The 21837-nt window shown below is 43.8% G+C and carries 16 protein-coding genes, 6 tRNA genes and 1 pseudogene; 3 read left to right on the forward strand and 20 right to left on the reverse strand.

Annotation, left to right across the window (positions count from 1 at the left end):
• Window positions 1-46: 46 nt before the first annotated feature.
• From NFR88_RS00005 to NFR88_RS00100, 20 genes and pseudogenes are all read right to left on the reverse strand, one after another.
• Window positions 47-1819 (reverse strand): ABC-F family ATP-binding cassette domain-containing protein, encoded by a 1773-nt coding sequence (locus NFR88_RS00005; protein WP_251612496.1) that lies wholly within the window; start codon window positions 1817-1819, stop codon window positions 47-49.
• A gap of 25 nt (window positions 1820-1844) precedes the next feature.
• Window positions 1845-4097 carry a U32 family peptidase gene (locus NFR88_RS00010; protein WP_251612498.1) on the reverse strand — a complete coding sequence of 751 codons (2253 nt, stop codon included), beginning with the start codon at window positions 4095-4097 and terminating at the stop codon, window positions 1845-1847.
• Between the two features lie 279 nt (window positions 4098-4376).
• Window positions 4377-4589 (reverse strand): annotated as a pseudogene (locus NFR88_RS15190) (AbrB/MazE/SpoVT family DNA-binding domain-containing protein).
• A 274-nt stretch (window positions 4590-4863) separates the two neighbouring features.
• On the reverse strand, window positions 4864-5730 hold the full coding sequence (locus NFR88_RS00020; protein WP_251612500.1) for a carbon-nitrogen hydrolase family protein: 867 nt from the start codon (window positions 5728-5730) through the stop codon (window positions 4864-4866).
• Window positions 5731-5928: 198 nt separating this feature from the next.
• Window positions 5929-6909, reverse strand: a complete 981-nt coding sequence (gene guaA / locus NFR88_RS00025; RefSeq protein WP_160201174.1) for a glutamine-hydrolyzing GMP synthase — start codon at window positions 6907-6909, stop codon at window positions 5929-5931.
• Window positions 6910-6967: 58 nt separating this feature from the next.
• Entirely contained in the window at window positions 6968-7876 is a 909-nt protein-coding gene (locus tag NFR88_RS00030; protein WP_160201175.1) for a sensor histidine kinase, read from the reverse strand.
• Between the two features lie 24 nt (window positions 7877-7900).
• Window positions 7901-8728 (reverse strand): ABC transporter permease, encoded by an 828-nt coding sequence (locus tag NFR88_RS00035; protein WP_160201176.1) that lies wholly within the window; start codon window positions 8726-8728, stop codon window positions 7901-7903.
• The gene (locus NFR88_RS00040; protein WP_160201177.1) at window positions 8721-9635 is read right to left on the reverse strand and encodes an ABC transporter ATP-binding protein; all 915 of its coding nucleotides are present in this window, start codon (window positions 9633-9635) and stop codon (window positions 8721-8723) included. The genes NFR88_RS00035 and NFR88_RS00040 overlap by 8 nt, the downstream gene beginning before the upstream one ends.
• Before the next feature lie 101 nt (window positions 9636-9736).
• Window positions 9737-10405, reverse strand: a complete 669-nt coding sequence (locus tag NFR88_RS00045) for a response regulator transcription factor (RefSeq protein WP_160201301.1) — start codon at window positions 10403-10405, stop codon at window positions 9737-9739.
• A 182-nt stretch (window positions 10406-10587) separates the two neighbouring features.
• Window positions 10588-11280 carry a zinc ribbon domain-containing protein gene (locus NFR88_RS00050; protein ID WP_251612502.1) on the reverse strand — a complete coding sequence of 231 codons (693 nt, stop codon included), beginning with the start codon at window positions 11278-11280 and terminating at the stop codon, window positions 10588-10590.
• A gap of 417 nt (window positions 11281-11697) precedes the next feature.
• Window positions 11698-11772, reverse strand: a tRNA-Gln gene (locus NFR88_RS00055).
• Window positions 11773-11777: 5 nt separating this feature from the next.
• Window positions 11778-11852, reverse strand: a tRNA-Cys gene (locus NFR88_RS00060).
• An 18-nt stretch (window positions 11853-11870) separates the two neighbouring features.
• Window positions 11871-11946 (reverse strand) — tRNA-His (locus NFR88_RS00065).
• A 96-nt stretch (window positions 11947-12042) separates the two neighbouring features.
• A tRNA-Asp gene (locus NFR88_RS00070) sits at window positions 12043-12119 on the reverse strand.
• A 126-nt stretch (window positions 12120-12245) separates the two neighbouring features.
• Window positions 12246-12321: transfer RNA gene (locus tag NFR88_RS00075), tRNA-Val, on the reverse strand.
• 4 nt (window positions 12322-12325) lie between these two features.
• Window positions 12326-12402, reverse strand: a tRNA-Met gene (locus NFR88_RS00080).
• A gap of 243 nt (window positions 12403-12645) precedes the next feature.
• Entirely contained in the window at window positions 12646-13299 is a 654-nt protein-coding gene (locus NFR88_RS00085) for a Dph6-related ATP pyrophosphatase (RefSeq protein ID WP_161908198.1), read from the reverse strand.
• A gap of 49 nt (window positions 13300-13348) precedes the next feature.
• Complete coding sequence (trxB, locus tag NFR88_RS00090) at window positions 13349-14257, reverse strand: thioredoxin-disulfide reductase (protein WP_251612504.1); 909 nt, start codon at window positions 14255-14257, stop codon at window positions 13349-13351.
• Window positions 14257-15096 (reverse strand): NAD(+) diphosphatase, encoded by an 840-nt coding sequence (gene nudC / locus NFR88_RS00095; RefSeq protein WP_251612508.1) that lies wholly within the window; start codon window positions 15094-15096, stop codon window positions 14257-14259. Before nudC ends, trxB begins: the two co-directional genes overlap by 1 nt.
• A 56-nt stretch (window positions 15097-15152) precedes the next feature.
• Window positions 15153-16244: a helix-turn-helix domain-containing protein gene (locus NFR88_RS00100; RefSeq protein ID WP_285813808.1), complete on the reverse strand. Its 1092-nt coding sequence runs from the start codon at window positions 16242-16244 to the stop codon at window positions 15153-15155.
• A 606-nt stretch (window positions 16245-16850) separates the two neighbouring features.
• On the opposite strand from NFR88_RS00100, the gene NFR88_RS00105 reads away from it, so the two are divergent.
• The 3 genes from NFR88_RS00105 to htpG all read left to right on the forward strand — a co-directional run bounded on the left by NFR88_RS00105 (window position 16851) and on the right by htpG (window position 21822).
• Window positions 16851-19343: a heavy metal translocating P-type ATPase gene (locus tag NFR88_RS00105; RefSeq protein WP_161908202.1), complete on the forward strand. Its 2493-nt coding sequence runs from the start codon at window positions 16851-16853 to the stop codon at window positions 19341-19343.
• Between the two features lie 64 nt (window positions 19344-19407).
• Window positions 19408-19716 carry an ArsR/SmtB family transcription factor gene (locus NFR88_RS00110; protein ID WP_161908203.1) on the forward strand — a complete coding sequence of 103 codons (309 nt, stop codon included), beginning with the start codon at window positions 19408-19410 and terminating at the stop codon, window positions 19714-19716.
• Window positions 19717-19890: 174 nt separating this feature from the next.
• Window positions 19891-21822 (forward strand): molecular chaperone HtpG, encoded by a 1932-nt coding sequence (gene htpG / locus NFR88_RS00115; RefSeq protein WP_251612512.1) that lies wholly within the window; start codon window positions 19891-19893, stop codon window positions 21820-21822.
• Window positions 21823-21837 lie beyond the last annotated feature (15 nt).

Here is a 21837-nt window from a genome sequence, read left to right on the forward strand (position 1 = left end):
TATATCACCCTTTTCCCCTCCCGTCAAGTACCTTTTTCCCTTTTTTCTATTGTTCTTTTTTTCTGAATCCTTCAGCGCTCACTTCTTCCAATTCTCCGCACAGTTTCTCCACTGCGGCAAAGTCGTCACGCTTAAAGGCTGCAGCGATGGTTGCTTCCAGCTCCTGCTTCCGTTTATCTGTTTCCAGGTAATTTCGGTCAAAATACTTATCATACACCATTTTACGAAAATTCTTCGTTCGTATGCGTCTGACAGTATTATCTTCTACTAAAAGCACATAATCCGCACATCCTGCTGCTAAATAAAAGTCATGACTGACCATGAGCACCGCTCCTCTGTATTCGGAAATCGCTTTTTCCAAGGCCATCTGCGCGTAAATATCCAGATGACTGGTCGGTTCGTCGAGAATTAAAAGCTCTGCGTTTGAATTTGTGATGAGGGCAATCTGAAGCAAATTCTGTTCACCTCCAGAAAGCTGCCCTACTCTTTGATCCAGCAGCGCTTCTTCCAGGCAAAACTTTGCAAGGTATCCACGCGCCCTTTCCTTTGTCTCAAAGCCATAATTCTGCAGAACCTGATATACAGTCTTGTTTTCATCGTGTAATACTCCTTGTAGCTGTGACAGATACGCATACTTTGTGTTCTCGTCTATATAAATGGAAGGATTATCATTTTCCAAAATGTCACGGATTAAAGTAGTCTTACCTGTGCCGTTTGCGCCAACAATCGTCACCTTTTCCCCTGCAAACAGTTGAAAATTCACATTCTGCAGCAAGTCTTCATCAAACGCTGCCTCATAATCTGCAACGTGAAGTACAGTTTTCTTTGTTTCAGTTCCAGACTCAGCAGCCGAAACCTCCGGCAGCACGATTTCCGGCTCGCGAATTTCAATAAAGGGAGCCTTAATCTGCCTTGCGCGCAGACGATCAAGTTGTGACTGTTTTGCATTGACAGACCTTCCGATGACCGGATTCACCATATCCGTTGCTCTTTTGCGAAGGATTTGAACCATCTGTTCTGTACGTTCAATTTCCTCCTGCTCCGCTGCGTTTTGCATCCTCAGTTTCAACTTTTCTCTAAAAATAGAGCAGCGGTATTCCGTGTAATTGCCGTCAAATTCCTGCAAATCTGCATTCTCCAAATGCAGGATTTTGTTAAAACAGTGATTGAGCAGATATCTGCTGTGAGTCACCACCAGCAAAGTTCCTTTATACTCGTTGATTAACTGACAGAGACTGCTCAGATTGGCAAAATCCAAGAATGCATCGGGTTCATCCAAAATTAGCAGATCCGGTGCAAGAAGCATTTCTCTGATAATCTGCAGAACCTTGTATTCGCCTCCGCTAATCTTAGACAGCTTTGTTTCTGCGAGGCCACTCATATGTGCTATGTGTAGCTGTTTGCGGATATTGCTTTCATAATTGTCCCCGTCCATGGCTTCATTTATGTCAAGAAGCTGCTGATATTTTTCCAGTGCCGCCTCCATATCCTCCGCTGTCGCCATTTCTTCGCAAATCTGAGCGATGTCTTTCTGGATTTTTAAAAATCTTTCACTGAGATATTCAAAAACAGTACAATCCTGTAATTTATCTTTTGCATTGAACTGGCTAGCATATCCAATTCTGTAATCTTCTGATCTGTATATTTTTCCGTCGTAAAGATATTCGTCAGGTTGTATCAGCATATCGACTAACGTTGATTTGCCGCTTCCGTTGCTTCCGATTAAAGCGCAGTGCTGCCCTGTTTCTAAAGAAAACGAAATATCGTGATATAAATCTTTTGCAGGAAAACCGTAAGATAGTTTTTCTACTCGAATCATTCTTTTATCCTCGTTTCTACTATTGCTAGATAATTTCTTTATTAAAGTGTCCCCTGGTATCTGTTTCCTGATTGAAAAGAGGTTTGTTAGCTGTAGCATTTGCGCTGTTCAGCTTTTGCTGCGCTGCTTTAACTACTTTGACTACCTCGTCTTCTGATTCAATGGTGAAGTTCAGTCTAAAAGCCTCAATACCTCTAATGGACGGTATTTCATCTAGAAGATTCAGTATCTTGCCGTTCAAAATCGTGGTTGTGCAGTCACCATGGGAAAGAATCGGAAAGGTACCGTATTCATCTTTCATCTCGTAGGTCTTTGCTCTGCAGTTACCACACTGATTCATTTTTTTCATAGGACAATACTTTGTGAACATCAACGGTGCACGTCCGTATACCACCATTTCCAAAGCTGGATAGCCATCATTTTTTGCATAGTATGCGTCAATTAGATCACCAATCTGCTTTTTGTTCAACTCATAGGACAAAGTTACTCGCTTTGCGCCCAGTCGAAAAAGCTCGTAGCAGCTATCTGCATTGACTACATTTAGAGAATAGTCGGTGACAAATGGATTGCGGTCTCTGTAATAATAGATTCCGCCGTATCCGCCGATCAAAAGTTCCCCTTCTTTTTCTTCATAAGTAATTTGATTTCTTCGAATAACATTGTCAAAATAGATTTCCTTTATGCCGCACTTTACGCAGGCGTCATACTGCGCTTTTGTCGTAACGGAAACAGTAAGATACGGATTCTTCTGTGCGAAAGAGATTTTCTTTTTCGCCTCGGGAATTTTCGTACGTCGTGCTTTGCCTGTAATCTTTGCGTCGTATAAGGCCTGGACGATTGTGCGTCTGGCGCTGTTGAGCATTTTCACCGGAATAAAAGCGTTGTACTCTTCAAATTCCACATCACCAAGGGAAAAGACTGTGTCTTTCAGTTTAGAAAGCTGTTTCACAACTTGCTCTCTAGTGGTCGGATTATTCATCGCCTCTTCCAAAATTTCTCCGCTTTCATACAAGTAGCTGCATCCCAGCCCTTCTGCGTCAATGACCAGATTTGCACCGGGATAAGCGTAAACTTTCATATGTAGCGGAAATCGTCTGAATTCGTCTTGTAAACCGTTTCCCAGCTCATTATAAAACAGGTAGTCTTTCGTCTTATAGATTACGTCTCCTATGGATAGCTTTTCTTTTATTTTGATATAGCAAACATCTTCAGCTTTGTTAATCAGCATTCCCTCTCTGTCGTACAGTTTTACAACGGACAGATTAACGTCTTCGCCTCCAGCATCGATTCTGATGATATCGTTCTGATTTAATACCTTATCCAGGGTGATTTCATACATGCCTTTGTAAAATCCTGTAATTCTGCCAATCTCGTAACCGAAGTTGTTCGGTCTTTGAATATTGGACAAGTCTTTCGGGTCCTCGTGAAACAGATACCCTTTTGTAAAGGTTCTATTGAAAGTTTTTTTCAAATCTTCCTTGTCACTTACTGTCACCTTGCCATCCAGTGCGGCTCTGTATTTTGAAACGACGTTTGCCACATAGGCAGGCTCTTTCATACGCCCCTCGATTTTCAGAGAGTCGATTTCCTTAAGTTCCTCTATATAGTCGATGGTATTTAAGTCCTTGGTCGATAACAGGTAGTTTTTTCCAAAAGACTCGCCTGTGGTCCTGTCAATTAGTTCATAAGGTTTGCGGCAGGATCCAACACATCTGCCCCGATTTCCACTCCGATATCCGATGAGACCGGACATAAGACAATTTCCTGAGTAAGATACACACAGAGCGCCGTGGACAAAGATTTCCAGAGGTATCTTCGCAGTCCGTTTGATTTCTTTCACCTTTTCAATTTCGACTTCTCGCGACAGAACAACTCTTTTAGCACCCAATTCTTTGAAAAGTAAAGTGCCTTCAAGGTCATCAATGCCCATCTGGGTCGAGCAGTGTACTTCCATATCCTCAAAATGGTTGACAGCATAGTCAAAAACCGCTAAATCCTGCACGATGACACCATCTACGCCAATCTCATTCAGCAGCTGAAGCTGCTTCTTCATGTCGTCAATCTCATCTTCAAATACAATCGTATTCATGGTTACATATATTTTTACATTTCTGAGATGCGCATAAGCAACCGCTTCTTTTAATAATTCCGTATCAAAGTTGGACGAATAAGCGCGGGCGCCGAATTTCCGCATCCCCAAATAGACTGCGTCGCAGCCGTTTGCAATCGCAGCCTTTAACGCTTCCATGTTTCCCGCCGGAGCTAATAGTTCAGTCATTGGTTCCTCCCGTCTGGTTTAGTAGTTATCGCCTCCGCCATGCATTATACGGCATCGCCTGCCAAAATGCAAGAAAAATAGCACTTTCAGCTGTCTTTTCAGCTTCAAATACTCTGTCGTTTTCTTTTAGATATCACACGGTTCAAAATGCAAATTTACAGCACTCAAATTCGTTGAACGAATAAAACCTGACCGCATCTCCATGTTTCACCAGTTCTGTTGCAACTGGCAGCATGGGATTGAGTTTACCATGTGCAGGGATACAAAAGGCTATTTTCTTCAATCACCGCCCTTTTCTCCATATGCTATACCGAACAATTCGGCAAATGCTCCTTTCGGAGGTATCGCAATCCCACACTCAATATCGCAAAGCAGGAGGAGCGTATCTCCCGGCTCAATTCCAAAAATATCACAAGCCTGTTTCGGTATTACAATCTGTTCCTTTTCACCGGCACTGGCTGTTCATACATATTTTCCTTCAGGTGCTTTCATTTTCTTCTATCTCATAAGTATAATTTATATAACTAGACATACTTCTTTTTTCCCAAAATGGCAATAGAACCACGAAAACGTCTATTTTATATGGGACTGTATTTTCTGTGCACTCACGGAAAAAAATTCGCAGGTTTATTAATATTTCACCTGTTATTTTGGGTCGCTCATTTTCTTAGTGTCAAAATAGAATTACAAAAGGCAGAAAATACAACCGCATTCCCCGCCTTTTTCCAAGACATTTATTAATAGAAAGCTTCTGATAAACCAGAAGTTATTGCTCATTGACAAGCAGCTTCAATACATCCGGCCTTGCGTAGTGTCCCACCGCGTCATGCTCCATCTTGCACGCAGCAGGCAAATCCATATCAAGCTCCGCGTAGATAATCGTTTCCTCATCCCAAACAGGCTCCGTCACATAATACCCATAGGGATCAATGATACAGCTGCCCCCACTGCAGACCATTTCCGGCAGCTGAAGAACCGCCTTTTTCTCATTGAGGTCAGAAGGATAGGAGGAACGTCTAACAATCATATCCGCATTGATAAAGTAACATTTGCCCTCAATCGCGATATGTTGAATCGTAGCCTGCCACTCCGGGTTGTCGTTCGTATTAGGCGAAATATAGATGGTGATTCCTTTTTGATAAAGTGCTACCCTGGCAAGAGGCATATAGCTCTCCCAGCAAATCAGGCTGCCAATCGAACCCCACGACGTTTCTGTCACCGGAAAATAATCCTTGTTTGCGTCGCCCCAGACAGTCCGTTCTGATCCGGTCGGTTTCAACTTGCGATGCACCTTATAGGTCCCATCCGGCTCGAAAATGACATTGCTGTTATAAAGCGTCCCGTTGACCGCATCCCGCTCAGAAAAGCCAAGACTAATATAGGCGCCTGTCTTCTTCGCTCTGTCGGCAAGTTCTCTGAATTCCTCAGCCCCGGCAACAACAGAAGCATCATAATACCGTTTCCAATCCTTTCGGCCTTCCTCAGTTCGCTTGCCCATGCTAAAACCAAAGTTCATTCCAATCGGGTAGCTAGGAATGAAAAGCTCAGGAAAAACGATCAGGTCTGGATTTTGGGATGCCGCTTCGTCGATATATCGAAGTGTCTTTTCCAGAGATGCTTTTTTATCAAACAAAACAGGCTCTGCCTATACCAATGCAATTTTGCAGATTTTTTTGATGTCTTTCACAGTGATTCTCTCCTTCAAATACCGATTTGTTTCTTTCATATAACAGCAAACACTCCCGTCGACAAGCATAAATCAGGCCGGCGCTCCAAGGAGCACCAGCCTGTCGTTTCCTTTCATTTCAAGGAATGTAGGATTTTTTATGATTTATTCCCACTCAATGGTGCCGCATGGCTTCGGTGTCAAATCATAGCACACTCGGTTTACCCCTTCAACCTCAGCCAAAATTCTATCAGTAATCTTGTGAAGCACCGGCCAGTCGATGTCTTCAATCGTTGCAGTCATCGCGTCCACAGTGTTGACCGCACGAATAATGACTGGATATTCGTAGCTTCTTGCGCCATCCTTTACGCCTACAGATTTAAAATCAGGCACCGCGGTAAAATACTGCCATACCTTGCCCTCAAGCCCATTTTTCGCAAACTCTTCACGAACGATTGCGTCAGACTCGCGAACCGCTTCAAGACGATCTCTTGTAATCGCGCCAAGACAGCGAACGCCAAGTCCAGGACCAGGAAACGGCTGACGGAACACCATGTTGTCAGGCAGTCCCAGCGCTTTTCCTACCACTCTGACCTCGTCCTTAAAGAGAAGCTTCACCGGTTCAACCAGTTCAAACTGCAGGTCTTCCGGAAGACCGCCAACATTGTGGTGCGCCTTAACGCCATCACTTTCTAAAATATCCGGATAAATTGTACCCTGTGCCAGGAATTCAATGCCGGACTGCTTGCGAGCCTCCTCTTCGAATACTCTGATAAACTCCGCGCCGATAATCTTACGCTTTCTCTCAGGTTCATCCACACCGGCAAGCTTGTCCAGAAAACGATCCACAGCATCTACGTAAATCAAATTCGCGTTCATCTGGTTTCTGAACACCTCTACTACCTGCTCTGGCTCGCCTTTGCGCAGAAGACCGTGATTTACGTGCACGCAGACCAATTGGCTTCCGATTGCCTTAATCAAAAGCGCCGCTACGACAGAGGAGTCTACCCCGCCGGAAAGCGCCAGCAGTACCTTCTTATCCCCAACCTGTTTTCTCACTTCTTCCACCTGTTCGGAAATGAAAGCCTCTGCCAATGCGGCAGTTGTGATTCTTTCCATCGACTCAGGACGTACAATTTTTTCCATATTTTTTCCTCCATATATTGTTAAAGAAAATAGCGTACAATATTTTTCATACCAAATATTATAGCCTACCGTCTTCTCCCATGCAAGGAAATTTTAGAATAATAAGCAGCTTATCACACACATATTCGGCCTCTATAGTACAATCCATTTTTTCCGTTAAAAGCTTTGCAATAGAAAGTCCCAGACCGCTGCTGTTTCTGCCTGTCTCCACTGTATAGAACCGATCAAAAAGTCGCTCCACATCCAGTGATGTTAAATCCCTTGCTGTATTAGCAAAAATGATTACACCACCTGCACTCATGGTTACCTCAAAATCTCCATCACTATATTTCAGTGCATTGCTGATGACATTACCGAAAATTCGATTCACCGCCGCTTTATCCAGATATCGTTCAACCGGCTCTGTGCATATATTGATTTTCGGCATAATACCTCTTTGCTGCATAGCGCCGTAATAGGAAAGTAGGCTTTCCTCCAGCACCCTACGCAAGTCCAGCGTTTCCTCCGACAGTTCTTTCACCGAAGCAACTACCGAATAGCGAAAGAGTTCTTCCGTCAGTTGCTTCATCACTTCCACCCTGCTGGTAATCTGTGTCAGATAGCGTTCCGCCACCTCGTCTTTTTCTATATCCTCTAAAAGTTCCAGGTAACCGCAGATTGCCGTAAGCGGTGTTCTAAGATCATGAGAAATATTCGTGACTGCCTCCTTTAGCTCCGTATCCCCTTGCAAAAAATGCATACGTTGTTTGCGCAGCCTGCGCAGTTGGTCGTTGATTGCCGCCGCCAACTTTCGCATTGCGGGATCTTGATGTGACAGATGAATCAACGTGTTTGTATCCATTTCAAGACGCAGCGCGAATTCCCGCTGAATCTCCTCTGCCGCTCTTCTAACTCCATAAAGCTTATAGCCAAGCACTACCACAGTGCAGCCTAAAACACCGATTATTCCCCATAAGAAAAATACCATAAAACACGTCCTTTATCTTAGCCTCTATTTCAGTTCTTTTTTTCTGAACAGCGCAATACCCAAAGCCGTGACCGCAACCGATATAACCGACGAGTAGCCAGCCAGCAGCCATGGTTTATCATTTTCCATCGTGGATACCTGTATCTGCTGTCCGCCCGGCGTCGCATCCAATAAAAATGTATAGACATCCCGCGTAGTCCCGGAAATATATCTCGGGTTCGGTTCCGGCTCAGCATTTTGCAGCGTTCCCGTTTCATCCATGTAATAGCCTCCGTAAACCTCCGGTTCATCAAGCAACCCCTTTATATAAGAACCGGCAAAAAGCAGCAGCAGCGCCAAAAGAATGCAGGCTACCGCAGAGGCTGCTTTGTTGTGGCACAAAAGCACAACCAGCGTAAAAATTGCGGAAAAGCAGACGCTTAACATCAGAGCGCAGCCGGCAAAAATCACCATCGCCCAAACTGCCTCGCCAAAGCCGCCCAAAAGCACCGCGCCCAATCCAAGGTAGCAGACCATATGAATCAGGCAGAAAAACATCGAGGTAAGACTGCATACCACAAACGTCGACAGATAGATCTCCCACCGCTGGTGTCCTGCAATAATCTTATTTCGAAGCGTTCCGTCAGCGTATTCCGTTCCTGTAAAAATTGCACAAAATACGGCAATCACTATTCCAACAAGCGCCACGTACTGAAAAGCCCCGCTTTCCAAGGTAGCGTCCATTCCACTGTCCCGGACCTGTTTCTTCATAAAAGCGAAAAAAAATCCCAACATTGCCATAAAAGCCGCAATGCCCCAGAAGATTTTTGATTTTTTTAATCTCATCAAATTTGCCAAAATTAAATTATTCATGACTTGCACCTCCCACCAGACTGACAAAGTAGCTTTCCAGACTTTCGTCCCGTTCTTCCATTGAAATGATTTGACAATTTTCCTTTGCCAATTCCATCGCAAGTTCTGAAACGTTGACCTTCGCATAGATATCAGCCTGTTTTTCTGAGAAAATGTGATACTCGATTCCCATGCGGTCCAGGACTACTGCAAGACGTTTCGTATCTGAAACCTCCGTGCGCACACATTTGCGGCAAACCTCCTCAAGCTCCTTCGCACTGATTTCTTTCATCATTCTGCCGCCGTCAATGAACCCATAATGGGTCGCCAGCTTGGAAAGTTCATCTAAAATATGGCTGGAAATCAGTACCGTAATCTGATGCTCCCGATTCAGCTTCAAAATTAATTCCCGCATTTCAATAATCCCCTGCGGATCCAATCCGTTAATCGGCTCGTCTAGCAGCAGAAAATCAGGATTTCCTACAAGGGCAATGGCAATCCCCAGTCTCTGGCGCATACCAAGAGAAAAATGTTTCGCCTTCTTTCTTTCGGTATGCCCAAGTCCTACCAACGCCAAAATTTCCGCAATACCGTCAAAAGACGGCAGCCCCAGCACCCTGCACTGCATTTTTAGATTATCGACAGCCGTAAGCTCGCCATAAATAGATGGCGTTTCTACCACAGCACCCATTCTGCTGCGGCTTGCTGCAATTGATTTCTCGCAGTTTTTTCTCCCATAGAGGACAAAGCTTCCCGCAGATGGCTCCTGCAAACCACAAATTAACCGAATCAGTGTCGTTTTTCCCGCGCCGTTTCTTCCTACAAACCCATAAATAGAGCCCTTCGGCACATGCATAGAAAGTCCGTCCAGCGCCTTAAACTGCTTGTAGCTTTTGGACAGACCCTCCGTCGTTAAAACGTATTCCATATATGATGTACCTCCTTTTCTTCACGCCTATCATTTTACAAGCAGACGGTAAAGAAAGCGGTAAAGAAAAATGTAAAGATTTCGTAAAGCTTTTACAAGGTTTATTCTGTCAACTTAAATCCAATTCCCCATACGGCTTCAATATAATCTCTGCCGGAAGTCTCACGCAGTTTCTTGCGAAGATTGCTGACATGGATTTTCAGCGAAGCCTCTGTGCAGTCCGGCGTATCGAAACTGATGCGCTCCAAAATGGCTGACTTTGAAATCGCGCCGCCTGCCTGCTGCATCAGCAGCTTCAAAATCGCAAACTCTGTCTTCGTAAGTTTTACCTCCTGATTGGCTACGGTCACCAGCCGGCGCTGTTCGTCCAGTCTTAAATCCCCAAAAGAAAGAAGCTCCGAAGGCGTTACCGCAGTCCTGAGGTGCACCGCGATGCGCGCCAAAAGTTCCTTCACTGCAAATGGCTTGCTCACATAATCTACAGCGCCGCTCATCAGCAGATTGACTTTATCCTCTACATCTACTTTCGCGCTGATTACGATGACCGGTATCCCGGAAGTATGTTTCAGGACTTCCTCGCCGCAAAGACCCGGTAACATTAAATCCAGCAGGATTAAATCCGGTCTTTTCTGCGCAAGCAAATAGAGAGCCTCTGTGCCCGAATAAGCTCTGCACACGCTGTAACCTTCCTTTTCGAGCACCTCACAGAGCATGTCTCCGATTGGCACATCATCATCTATGATTGCAATAGTCTTTGCGATATTTTTCATGAAATCCCCCTCTGTTTTCATAACTGCGTTCATTATACCATGACGATTCCTTGCAGCAACGCTGGTATAATCGTCTGCGTTCATTATACATCAAAATGGGTGGTTTGTGAAACCAATAAAAAACGGTCAGGCTGCAAATACACAAGCCCGACCGCTGCTGCTATCCTCTCAGATTGTTCAATTTATTCCGGTGAAATAGTCAAAAATATGATATCATCACCAAAGTAAAGTAATTCAAATGTGATACCATCAGAATCCTTCCACTGCACGCCCAACGTTGTAGTTTCTGGTTCACCTAGCTTCTTGGTCATACGTTCCTGCAAAGTGTCAAATAATTCTCCTTCAGGAATATCAGAATCATTCGTTCTCTGTATTACCTCAGTGATTGTCCGAAGAGAATTATCCGTTCCTAATGCATAAGACAAATTAATTTCCAGGTCATCTTTCTCCAGACCCAAAAATGTTCCGTCCAGCGATTCATGTGTACTGATGTCCTGCGTATCATTCCAGTTAGGTTTCCCTGCGTCAGCATCTTTTTCCAAAATTTGCTCATAGCTTTCTCCGAAGTTAATACCATATGGCATTTTGCCTAAATATCCTTGAGCAGAAGTCATTTTCAAAATTAAGAAAACAACTAGAATCACAACTACAACTCCTGCTGCAATCAGCCATTTAAATCTCTTCGCTTTGTTTGCAGCAACTGCATCCATGGGGATCTCTCCTTGAGCAAGTTCTGCCTCTTCCAGATTATTTGCTGTCTCCGCTCCTATCACTTTCTCTTCCTTAGCAGGCTCAATATGTACAAGTTTTGCTCCGCATGATGCACAAAACAAAGCATCATCATCTGCCTTAGTTCCACATTTACTGCAATACATCTTCTACCTCCTAATATAAATATCGGTATTGAGTTTTTCTTGTATTATATCATAGAATATATTTATATGTCTATATTTTGAAGTTATTTAACTCATAACGACTGCACATATGGATCATTTTCTCTATAACCACCCACTACCCCGTAAACAGTGATATCTTCGCCACCGGTAAAACGTTCACGTCCCTGTGGATAACGATAGTCAATCCGCAGAAGTCTGTCATCAATGGAACCATTACTTATATCTTCAAAATACCTATATAGCTATTCTTATAAGAAAATTTACTAAATATATATATCAATCCCCTATAAATTTATTATATTTATACTGAGCAAATTCACCCTAGCAAAATGAACTGCCTATTATTCCTAATAAAAAAAATGCTCAAGTCGCTGGACTCAAGCATTTTCAATAAATTGGCTAGGGTAGCAGGATTCGAACCTGCGCATGATGGAATCAGAATCCATTGCCTTACCGCTTGGCGATACCCCAACATTTGGAGGCGACACCCAGATTTGAACTGGGGAATAAAGGTTTTGCAGACCTCTGCCTTACCACTTGGCTATGTCGCCATAATCATAAAAATGATATGGGGTGGATAGTGGGATTCGAACCCACGTATACAGGAGCCACAACCCTGTGTCTTAACCACTTGACGATACCCACCATATAGTATATACTACTCTGCTGAAATTATGCAATTCACCGTCAATTTATGCTCAGCTTTTGCATCATCCACAGCAAAATATACTTTAAAAAAATTGGCGACCTGGAACGGGCTCGAACCGTCGACCTCCAGCGTGACAGGCTGGCATTCTAACCAACTGAACTACCAGGCCGCATTACCGGTTCATTTACCGTACTGCCACTACAAATACAGTAAACGACCTCCGTAAGCCACTTGCTTGCTAGCTGAGGAACTATCACTTACACAGCTCGCATACAAGCGTCAGTGATTTGAAAAATGGTGGGCGTTATAGGGCTCGAACCTATGACCCTCTGCTTGTAAGGCAGATGCTCTCCCAGCTGAGCTAAACGCCCAAAGTGGTAGCGGCGAGTGGAGTCGAACCACCGACCTTCCGGGTATGAACCGGACGCTCTAGCCAACTAAGCTACACCGCCACATAGTTTCTTCAAATCACTGCAAGAAATATATTATCAAACCTAGCTGAGAATGTCAAGAACTTTTTTAGTATTTTATGCTTTTAATATGTCGCAACTTAACATTCTGCCGGCAGGTATCTTTCCTGCACTGCCTATCTTTCCATTCAATGAACAGCTTGAATAGATTACCATTTTCTTGGAGGTTTGTCAATAGGAATTTTAAAATTCCTCAGAAGTTTTTCTTAAACTTTCGCACACGATCTATTCCACCATAAGCTTTGCATATCCATGGTCAAAAACCGTTTTTCCAAACTCATAATCAAAAGTCTGTTTAAACAGTGGACCATCTGTAACCAGCGTATGATATTCTCCATTCTCTCCACAGACATCAACACCTTCTGCTGCAAGACGTGTAAGCAGTTCCAAAGATAATGCTTTCCCCAGATACTCTGCACCCATATATTTTGTATTTACTGTAGTGATTCTTGCAGTAAATCCCGCTTTCAAAAGTTCCTTCACCGCTTCTTTGCGATCCATCTGCCAGAGAGGAAAATATCCTGTAAGACCTGCTGCCTCACATCGATCCTTGTCCCACTTAAGATGTGCTTCTAAATCGATATCGCCAAAGACACAGTACTCAGCGCCCCTGCCTTTCCACTCACGCAGTTTCTCCTCGAACCTTTCCTCGTAATCTGTTCCGTCCGTCATAATTAAATCGATTGGAATTTCCAGCGCCGCAGAAAGTCTATCGAGCACATCCCGTCCCACTCCGTGAAACCAAGCTTTCTCTGCGTTTGTATTATAAGTAATTAAAAGTCCCAGCGGCTCCATATCGGCTTCTATCGCTTTATAAAGTGCTAAACTGCTATCTTTGCCTGTACTAAATGATGCTACAAATTTTTTCTTCTCTGTCATGCTTTCTCCTCTTACTATTCATATCACTCTACCGCAGACAAATTTTCCTTTACAACCCATTCACATGCGCTGCAGCTGCAAGTGCTGCTACGGCTCCATCGGCAGTAGCTGTAGCCAGCTGGCGAACAGACTTGGTTCTGCAGTCTCCGCAGGCAAAAACGCCGGGTGTCTTTGTAAGACAGTCTTCACCAGCGATGATATAGCCTTTCTCATCCAGGTCTACTACCTTTGAAAACGCCTGATTTGCAGGCATCTGTCCGATAGCGACGAATACGCCTGACACCTGCAGCGTTGTAACTTCCTCTGTTTTCACATTACGGATCTTAAGACCATTCACCAGCGCTTCTCCCAAAATTGCTTCAGGAACGCTATCCAGATAAAACTCTACATTATCCTTAGTGAGCAGTCTTTTTACGACAGTCTGCTCTCCGCGAAAAGTGCCTCTTCTGTGAATCAGATAGACTTCTTCTGCCAGATCAGAAAGAAGCTCCGCATCTTCCAGGGCTGTATTTCCGCCGCCGATGACCGCCACTTTTTTTCCTCTGAAAAAAGCGCCATCACAAGTTGCACAGTAGGAAACGCCGCTTCCCACAAATCTTTCTTCTTCTGGAAGACCCAGCGGGCGATTTTTCGCCCCAGCAGCGAGAATAACCGTTTTCGCCTCGTAGCTGCCGTTATTTGTCACAACGAGCTTTATATTCTCACAAGTTTCAACAGAAACCACTTCTTCATAGATAATCTCAGCGCCCTGCTCTGTCGCCTGTTCATAGAAACTTGTCGCCAGTTCAAACCCCGAAATTTTCTTGATCCCCGGGTAATTTTCTACCTCCGGCGTGTTTAATATCTGCCCTCCAAATCCTTTTGCATCAATCAGAAGAGTTTTCTTTCCGGCACGTTGTCCGTAAATAGCGGCAGTAAGCCCCGCAGGTCCCGCTCCAATAATTATAATGTCATACATCACTCTACTTTTCCCTCCTTGAAAATGCGCATCATTTCTCTCGTCAGACTGATGCCATCGTCTTTAACATCCATCTCATCTCGGCTGACCCATTCCGCAACAGAAAGTTCTTCAGAATCCATGGTAATCTCATCGTTTCCATCCACATGGCAGAAAAATCCCAAAAGCAGATTGCAATCCGTTCCCCATGGCTGACTCTTATAATAGGTAATATCTTTTACCTTAAGCCCAGCTTCTTCCATGACTTCACGACTCACCGTTTCTTCCGCTGTTTCGCCGATCTCTGTAAAGCCAGCAATCAATGCATATTTCTTGTACGCTCTGCCATTGTACTTTGTGAGGAGTATCTTATCGCCATTGATTACCCCTACGATAACTGCCGGCGCAATTCTCGGATACACTGTATTTCCACAGCAAGCACAGCGCATCATCCGCTCTTTATCATCGGGTTTCAGACGCTTTCCGCACCTCCCGCAAAATCTGCTGGTTCTGTACCATTGATATAAATGATGTGCAGTAGATGCCGCGAAGGCCAGTTCCTTATGTTCCAAATCCCGCAAATTCCTTGTGGATTCCCAAAAATATCCATCATTCAAAAGTTGTTGAATTACAGATTCCCCGTCGCTTTTCATTAAGAAGTAACCATCTTTTTCAATTCTGAAAAGGTACTGCAGATCAGCCCCTTCAAAAAAAACAGCACTAGGCACTGCCAGCCTGCCGTTGCTACCTTTCCTTACTAAAATTCTATCCTCGTCAAAGACAAAGACCCGATCTTCCGCCTCTGCCTCTTTCTTTTCAAACTCGTTGTACAACTTCCGTTCTCCTAATTCCTGAATCATTTGTCACACCTCTGACTAAAATAGTATTTACTTTCAACTCTATTTTATCACGAAATTCAAGGAAAGAAAGGAAAAGTTTTATAACAGATCTCATAGCCATCGCCTCTATCTCCAATGAGAAAAAGCTGCTGCCGTACACCCTCTTTTATCTGCGGTCCTAAAGCCTTGAGCGATTCAGTATATTTAAATTCCGAAACAACTTCATATACTCGATAATCATACAAGGAGAGATATGTAATTTCTTTTTGAATCGCTTCCACCTCAGAATGAGAAAACAGTATATCATCAGAAAGATTTTCTATAGACAAAATTTTAATACTTTCCACATGCGCCGATTTATTACCTGCCTCATTCCCTTTGATCATATCACAAAATTCATCTATAATCAGTTCCTGTGGTTTTTCTACCACCTCTGTGTTCAGCGTAACAGATCTGTCCCCAAAATCAAACGCTTTCTTTCCTCTATAAATATAGTTTTCTTCTTCTGCATAATTCCTCACCAGATTTTCTAGATAAGTAAACCAAATCTGTTCATAGCTATAATAACACGCACTTTTTTCGTCATAATATCCGTTCTGATAAAAAATCCCAATTCCTTTTATTTCTATGTAATATTCCTGATAAAGCTGTCTCGCATCATCAATCCTCTCTATGCCTTCAATATCCTGCAGCAACGTCTTAATTCTCTTCTGTGCTATTTCCTCAGTTCCGCTTTCCGCAACAAGCGTATACACCGTGCCATCGGAAAGCACGCCCTGTATCTCACGGATTACAAAATCTCCTTCAGCAAAATTTACTGGCTGTTTACTCTGCCAGTAAAAAATTACTGAAAAAAGAATTATAATCATCAGAACACCTATAGTCATCCAAGCTGCGACTGTTCTCTTTCTCTGTTTTTTTAAATAACTTCTAATCCCTTTAAGCATCCGCTCTCCGCCTTCTGGTTCGCAAAAACATCTTTGCGTACTCAGCTCCCCTGCAAAGAGCTCATTTACCGAAATCGAAAGAGCATCACATAAAGAATGCAATATGGATACATCGGGAAAACTCTTTGCTCTCTCCCACTTAGAAACTGCCCGATCTGTTACCCCTAAAAGTTCTGCCAGCTGCAGCTGGGTCAAATGCTTTTCCTTCCGCCGCTGCGCAATAAATGCGCCGAATTATCATAATCTAAAGTCCTGGTGTCCATCCTCTTCCTCCTTTTTTATATTTTACCACAGACATATCTAAAGCCGCAACCAACTGATAGTTGAGTAACATGGCAAGGGCATGAAGAAAAAATTATCCACCTGAAAATTGTCTTACCCGTGCAATGATTTTAACTTAAAACAGGTATTTCTTGAAAAAGTGTATAAAGTGGATGTGCGATTCTTAACCGAAAATTATAAAATTCTGAAAAAATGTATAAAACCATCTGAAAAAACATACTTACCGGTTATTCTTACAGATATTATCCCTGCTGCCTTGTTGATACTTTGCATTTTGCGTAAGTTTATTTGAAGCTTTACTCAGTATCTTGCATAAAACGCAAAAGTAAAGATTTCTGCCAAAAATCTTTTATACATCATTTAATAAAAATCGCAATTTAGGTTAAAGTTTTCCTTTTTCCAGTTTTTCTTTGACGTTTTACACTGCTTCTATGGTGTACTTATTTAAAATTTGCCTTTTCCTCTTGACAACAGCCACGATATATGATTAAATAAACATATGAACATTCATTCATGTTAATTGAATGATAAAGAGGAGGTTTTATAATGAAAGCAATTCACAAAAGAAATTCTTTACAGCCATTACTTCACCATCACGATGAACACTGTGGCTGCGGTCATGCGCATCACGACCATCACGAAGCCGGTGTACACTGTGACGGCGGTCATAGCCATGAGCATCACCATGAACACCAAGAAGAAATCTGCGATTGCGGTTGCGGCCACGATCACCATGAGCATGAGCACTGCTGTGAGGAAGATGACAGCGGCGGTGATGGAGATGAGGAACACTCGCACCATCATCATGAACACTGCGACTGCCATTGCGAGCACGACCACCACGAACACGATGAGCACCACGAGCATGAGCATCACCACGTTGACGCTGCTGTTCTTGCTAAGGCAGACAAAAAAATCTATCTACTGGAAAATCTTGGCTGCGCCCACTGTGCTTCCAAGATGGAAGACAAAATCAATCAGCTGCCGACTGTAAAAGACGCAACCATTACCTACGCGACAAAACAGCTTCGCATTGCTGCTGATGACTGTGATGCACTGCTGCCAGAAATCCGCAGAATCTGCAGTTCTATTGAATCTCAGGTAAAAGTCGTAGATCCTGCTACAATGCAGGCAAAACAGCCATCCAGCGTTGCAGATACAAAAGAAGCCCGCAGCAATTCCAAAAAGAAAAAAATTTCAGAAGACAAACTGGAACTCGGCACGATTCTGGCAGGCGCCCTCCTCTTTGCAGGCGGTGTCATTACCCACCATATGGGGCTGGATCCCCGCATTATGATTGCACTGTCCGTCATATCCTACCTGATTCTGGGAGGAAAAATCATCTTAGAAGCCCTGAGAAACATTACAAAAGGACAGATCTTTGATGAAAACTTCCTGATGAGCATTGCTACCATCGGTGCCTTTATCATCGCTGAATACTTAGAAGCGGTAGGCGTTATGCTCTTTTACCGCATCGGCGAATACTTTGAACATAAAGCTGTCGAGAAAAGCCGCGTACAGATCATGGATGCTATCGATATGCGTCCCGAAGTGGTTAATTTAGTAAAAGGAACATCCGTAGCAATAATCCCCGCAGAACAAGCTGCAGTCGGAGACATCCTGCTTATCCGTCCTGGAGACAGAATCCCTCTGGACGGCATCATCATAGATGGAGAAAGCCGTATTGATACCTCTCCAATCACAGGAGAACCTGTTCCTGTTAGCGCAAAACCAGGCACCGCTGTAACCAGCGGCTGCCTCAATACTTCCGGTCAACTGCAAATCAGAGTAGAAAAATCCCTTTCCGAATCTATGGTTTCCAAAATTTTAGATTCTGTCGAAAACGCTGCTGCAAGTAAACCGAAATTAGACCGCTTTATTACCAGATTCTCCAGAGTCTATACGCCTTGCGTCGTTATCGCTGCACTTCTTCTTGCTGTGGTACCTTCTCTGGCAACAGGAAATTGGAACTACTGGGTTTATACTGCCCTTACCTTCCTTGTTATGAGCTGCCCTTGTGCGCTAGTACTCAGTGTACCCCTTGCCTTTTTCTCCGGCATCGGTGCAGGCTCAAAGAAAGGCATCCTGTTTAAAGGAGGACTTTCCATAGAAGCCCTGGGTAAGCTGAAGGTCGTTGTCATGGACAAAACTGGCACGATTACAGAAGGAAATTTCCTCCTGCAGAAAATCATCTCCGCCGGAACTTATGGCGAGGACGAACTGCTTGCAATCTGTGCAAGTTGTGAGCAGCACTCTACGCATCCGATCGCAACCAGCATCGTCAGCGCTGCCACTGGTAAAGGACTCACCCTTTCGGTTCCAGAAAAGCGGAATGAAATCGCAGGACACGGTATCGTCGCCCAAATGAAAGAAGGGCTTGTCCTCTGCGGCAATCAAAAACTGATGGAAAAATATCAAATTGCTATGCCGACACTTTCTGAGGCTGCAAGCGGCGCCGAAGTCTTTGTCGCCATCGACGGAAAATTTGCAGGGCGCCTCATCATCGCAGATACTATAAAAGCTGATGCAAAAGACGCCATCAGCCGTCTTAAGGCAATGGGCCTTCACACCGTCATGCTGACAGGTGATGCAAAAAACAGCGCTGAAGCTGTTGCAGCTCAAGTAGGCATCGATCAGGTATATGCAAAACTGCTTCCGCAGGATAAATTGACCATGCTGACAAAAGTAAGAGAAGAAAAAGGCAGCGTTATGTTTGTCGGAGACGGTATCAACGATGCACCTGTTCTCGCCGGAGCTGATGTAGGTGCTGCTATGGGAAGCGGCGCCGATGCAGCAATTGAAGCCGCCGATGCAGTATTTATGCAAACAGAGGTAAACTCTATTCCAAGCGCCATTTCTATTGCACGAGCAACAAACGCAATCGCAAAGCAAAACATCATCTTTGCCCTTGTAATCAAAGCAGCTGTCATGGTTCTAGGTGTTATCGGCTTTGCCAACATGTGGCTTGCTGTATTTGCCGACACAGGCGTGGCTATGCTGTGCGTACTGAATGCAATCAGAGCACTATACAAAAAATAATGTTATCGGGAGGAAACGCTCCAGGCTGCTTTCCTCCCATTCTTAAAAATACGGAGGAAAAAACATGGACTTTGAAAAAACAGATCACCCTATCGAGGAAGAAACCCTTTACAGCTTAGCAGAGCTATTTAAGGTCTTTGGCGATCCTACCAGAGTCCGGATTTTGTATATCCTATCCTCTCAGGAACTCTGCGTACAGGAAATTGCAGATGCGCTGTCAATGACCCAGAGCGCAATTTCTCATCAGCTGCGCGTTCTCAAGCAGACTGCCCTGGTAAAATTCCGCCGAGAAGGAAAAACCATCTACTATTCACTAGCTGACGATCATGTCGCTACCATCATGGCACAGGGGCTTGAACATGTTTTGGAATAATTTATTGATTCTCAGTAAAGAGCTGCAAAACGGCCACTAGATTTTCATTTTTGACTTCTTTTCGAATCCCTCTTGACTTTTTTGCCAGAAGTGGTACATTATATTATATGAGTTTTAGCACTCATTATTATCGAGTGCTAACAACACAAAGTAGAAGACTATGGAGGAGAGACAATGGCTAAGAAACAATTCAAAGCAGAGTCCAAGAAACTCTTGGATTTAATGATTAACTCAATCTATACCCATAAAGAGATTTTTTTAAGAGAACTTATCAGCAATGCCAGTGACGCACTGGATAAGCTGTATTACCAGAGTCTGCAGTCCGGTGATACCGGCATTAAGCGTTCCGACTTTCACATTGACATCACAGCCGATAAGGAAAATCGTACCCTTTCCATCAGCGATAACGGCATCGGTATGAGCGCTGCTGAAATGGAAGCAAACCTTGGTACCATCGCAAAGAGCGGCAGCCTTGCCTTTAAGGAAGAACATGCTGAAGAAAAGAAATCTGAAGATACAAACCCGATTGACATCATCGGACAATTCGGCGTTGGCTTTTATTCCGCATTTATGGTGGCTGACGAAGTTACTGTCACATCTAAAGCCTACGGCAGCGAGGAAGCTAACGTCTGGAAATCCCAGGGTGCAGATGGTTACACCATCAAACCAGCGGAAAAAACAAGCCCAGGTACCGAAATCGTACTTCATATCAAAGAGGATACCGAAGGCGAAAACTATACCACATTCCTGGAAGAGTATACCATTCGCAATTTAATCAAAAAATACTCCGACTACATTCGCTACCCGATTCAGATGATGGTCGAAAAGCGCCGTCCAAAGGAAGATGCTGAAACCAAAGAAGGCGAAATGCCGGAAATGGAAAGCTACATGGAGCTGGATACGCTAAACACCATGGAACCAATCTGGAAGCGTGCCAAAAGCCAAGTTAAAGCCGAAGATTACAACGAATATTACAAGAGTAAATTCGGCGATTACCAGGATCCTTGTCGTGTCATCAGAACCAGTGTAGAAGGCGTTTCCAGCTACACTGCCCTTCTGTTTATTCCGGGACACACACCATACGACTACTATACTAAGGACTACGAAAAAGGTCTGCAGCTTTACTCCAGCAGCGTGATGATTATGGATAAATGCAAAGAACTGCTGCCAGATTATTTCAACTTTGTAAAGGGGCTCGTAGATTCTCAGGATTTAACACTGAATATTTCCCGGGAAACATTGCAGCACGACAGACAGCTTCGCAACATTGCAAAGAACCTGGAAAAGAAAATCAAAAAAGAACTGGCAGACTTTATGAAAAACGACCGCGAAGGCTACGAGCAGTTCTTCAATCACTTTGGCAGACAGTTAAAATACGGCATTTACGACGACTTTGGAATGCACAAAGATGTACTTTCCGACTTAGTCCTTTTCTACTCGTCCATGGAAAAGAAAATGATTTCCCTAGACGAATATCTTGCCAAAATGGGAGAAGCGCAGAACGCAATCTACTATGCATCAGGTGAATCTGTAGAAAAAATCGACATGCTGCCGCAGACTGAATTTATCAAGGATAAAGGCTATGAAATCCTTTACCTGACCGATGAAATCGATGAATTTGTTCTGCAGATGATGGGAACTTACAAGGAAAAACCGTTTAAGTCCGTTTCCGCAGAAGACCTTTCTTTTGAGGAATCAGAAGCCCAGCAGGAAGAAATGAAAAAAGCAGAAGAAGAAAGCAAAGACCTTCTCGCATTCCTGACAGAAACCCTGGCAGGCAAGGTCACCGAAGTAAAGCTGTCCCCTCGCCTGAAAAACTCCGCAGTATGCCTGACTACTAAAGGCGGACTTTCACTGGAAATGGAAAAGGTGCTCAACGCAATGCCGACAGACCAGAATGTAAAGGCAGAGCGCATTTTAGAAATCAATCCAAACCATCCGGTAATGGAAACGCTGAAAGAAACCTATGCAAAAGGAGATGACGGCAAAGATCTCGTCGCAACTTATGCAAACCTGCTCTACAGCCAGGCAGTCCTGATCTCCGGTCTCACTGTAGAAGACCCGATTAAACTGGGCGAAGACATCTGTAAGCTGATAACAAAATAACCGATTTTCCTTTTA

It is taken from the genome of Senimuribacter intestinalis, from assembly GCF_943192965.1.
Lineage (GTDB): Bacteria > Bacillota > Clostridia > Peptostreptococcales > Anaerovoracaceae > Senimuribacter > Senimuribacter intestinalis.

Excerpts from the sequence above, each read along its gene's own strand:
- NFR88_RS00005 (WP_251612496.1), bottom strand. The coding sequence starts at position 1,819 with ATGATTCGAGTAGAAAAACTATCTTACGGTTTTCCTGCAAAAGATTTA.
- NFR88_RS00010 (WP_251612498.1), bottom strand. The coding sequence starts at position 4,097 with ATGACTGAACTATTAGCTCCGGCGGGAAACATGGAAGCGTTAAAGGCT.
- guaA (WP_160201174.1), bottom strand. The coding sequence starts at position 6,909 with ATGGAAAAAATTGTACGTCCTGAGTCGATGGAAAGAATCACAACTGCC.
- NFR88_RS00030 (WP_160201175.1), bottom strand. The coding sequence starts at position 7,876 with ATGGTATTTTTCTTATGGGGAATAATCGGTGTTTTAGGCTGCACTGTG.
- NFR88_RS00035 (WP_160201176.1), bottom strand. The coding sequence starts at position 8,728 with ATGAATAATTTAATTTTGGCAAATTTGATGAGATTAAAAAAATCAAAA.
- NFR88_RS00040 (WP_160201177.1), bottom strand. The coding sequence starts at position 9,635 with ATGGAATACGTTTTAACGACGGAGGGTCTGTCCAAAAGCTACAAGCAG.
- NFR88_RS00045 (WP_160201301.1), bottom strand. The coding sequence starts at position 10,405 with ATGAAAAATATCGCAAAGACTATTGCAATCATAGATGATGATGTGCCA.
- NFR88_RS00050 (WP_251612502.1), bottom strand. The coding sequence starts at position 11,280 with ATGTATTGCAGTAAATGTGGAACTAAGGCAGATGATGATGCTTTGTTT.
- NFR88_RS00085 (WP_161908198.1), bottom strand. The coding sequence starts at position 13,299 with ATGACAGAGAAGAAAAAATTTGTAGCATCATTTAGTACAGGCAAAGAT.
- trxB (WP_251612504.1), bottom strand. The coding sequence starts at position 14,257 with ATGTATGACATTATAATTATTGGAGCGGGACCTGCGGGGCTTACTGCC.
- nudC (WP_251612508.1), bottom strand. The coding sequence starts at position 15,096 with ATGATTCAGGAATTAGGAGAACGGAAGTTGTACAACGAGTTTGAAAAG.
- NFR88_RS00105 (WP_161908202.1), top strand. The coding sequence starts at position 16,851 with ATGAAAGCAATTCACAAAAGAAATTCTTTACAGCCATTACTTCACCAT.
- NFR88_RS00110 (WP_161908203.1), top strand. The coding sequence starts at position 19,408 with ATGGACTTTGAAAAAACAGATCACCCTATCGAGGAAGAAACCCTTTAC.
- htpG (WP_251612512.1), top strand. The coding sequence starts at position 19,891 with ATGGCTAAGAAACAATTCAAAGCAGAGTCCAAGAAACTCTTGGATTTA.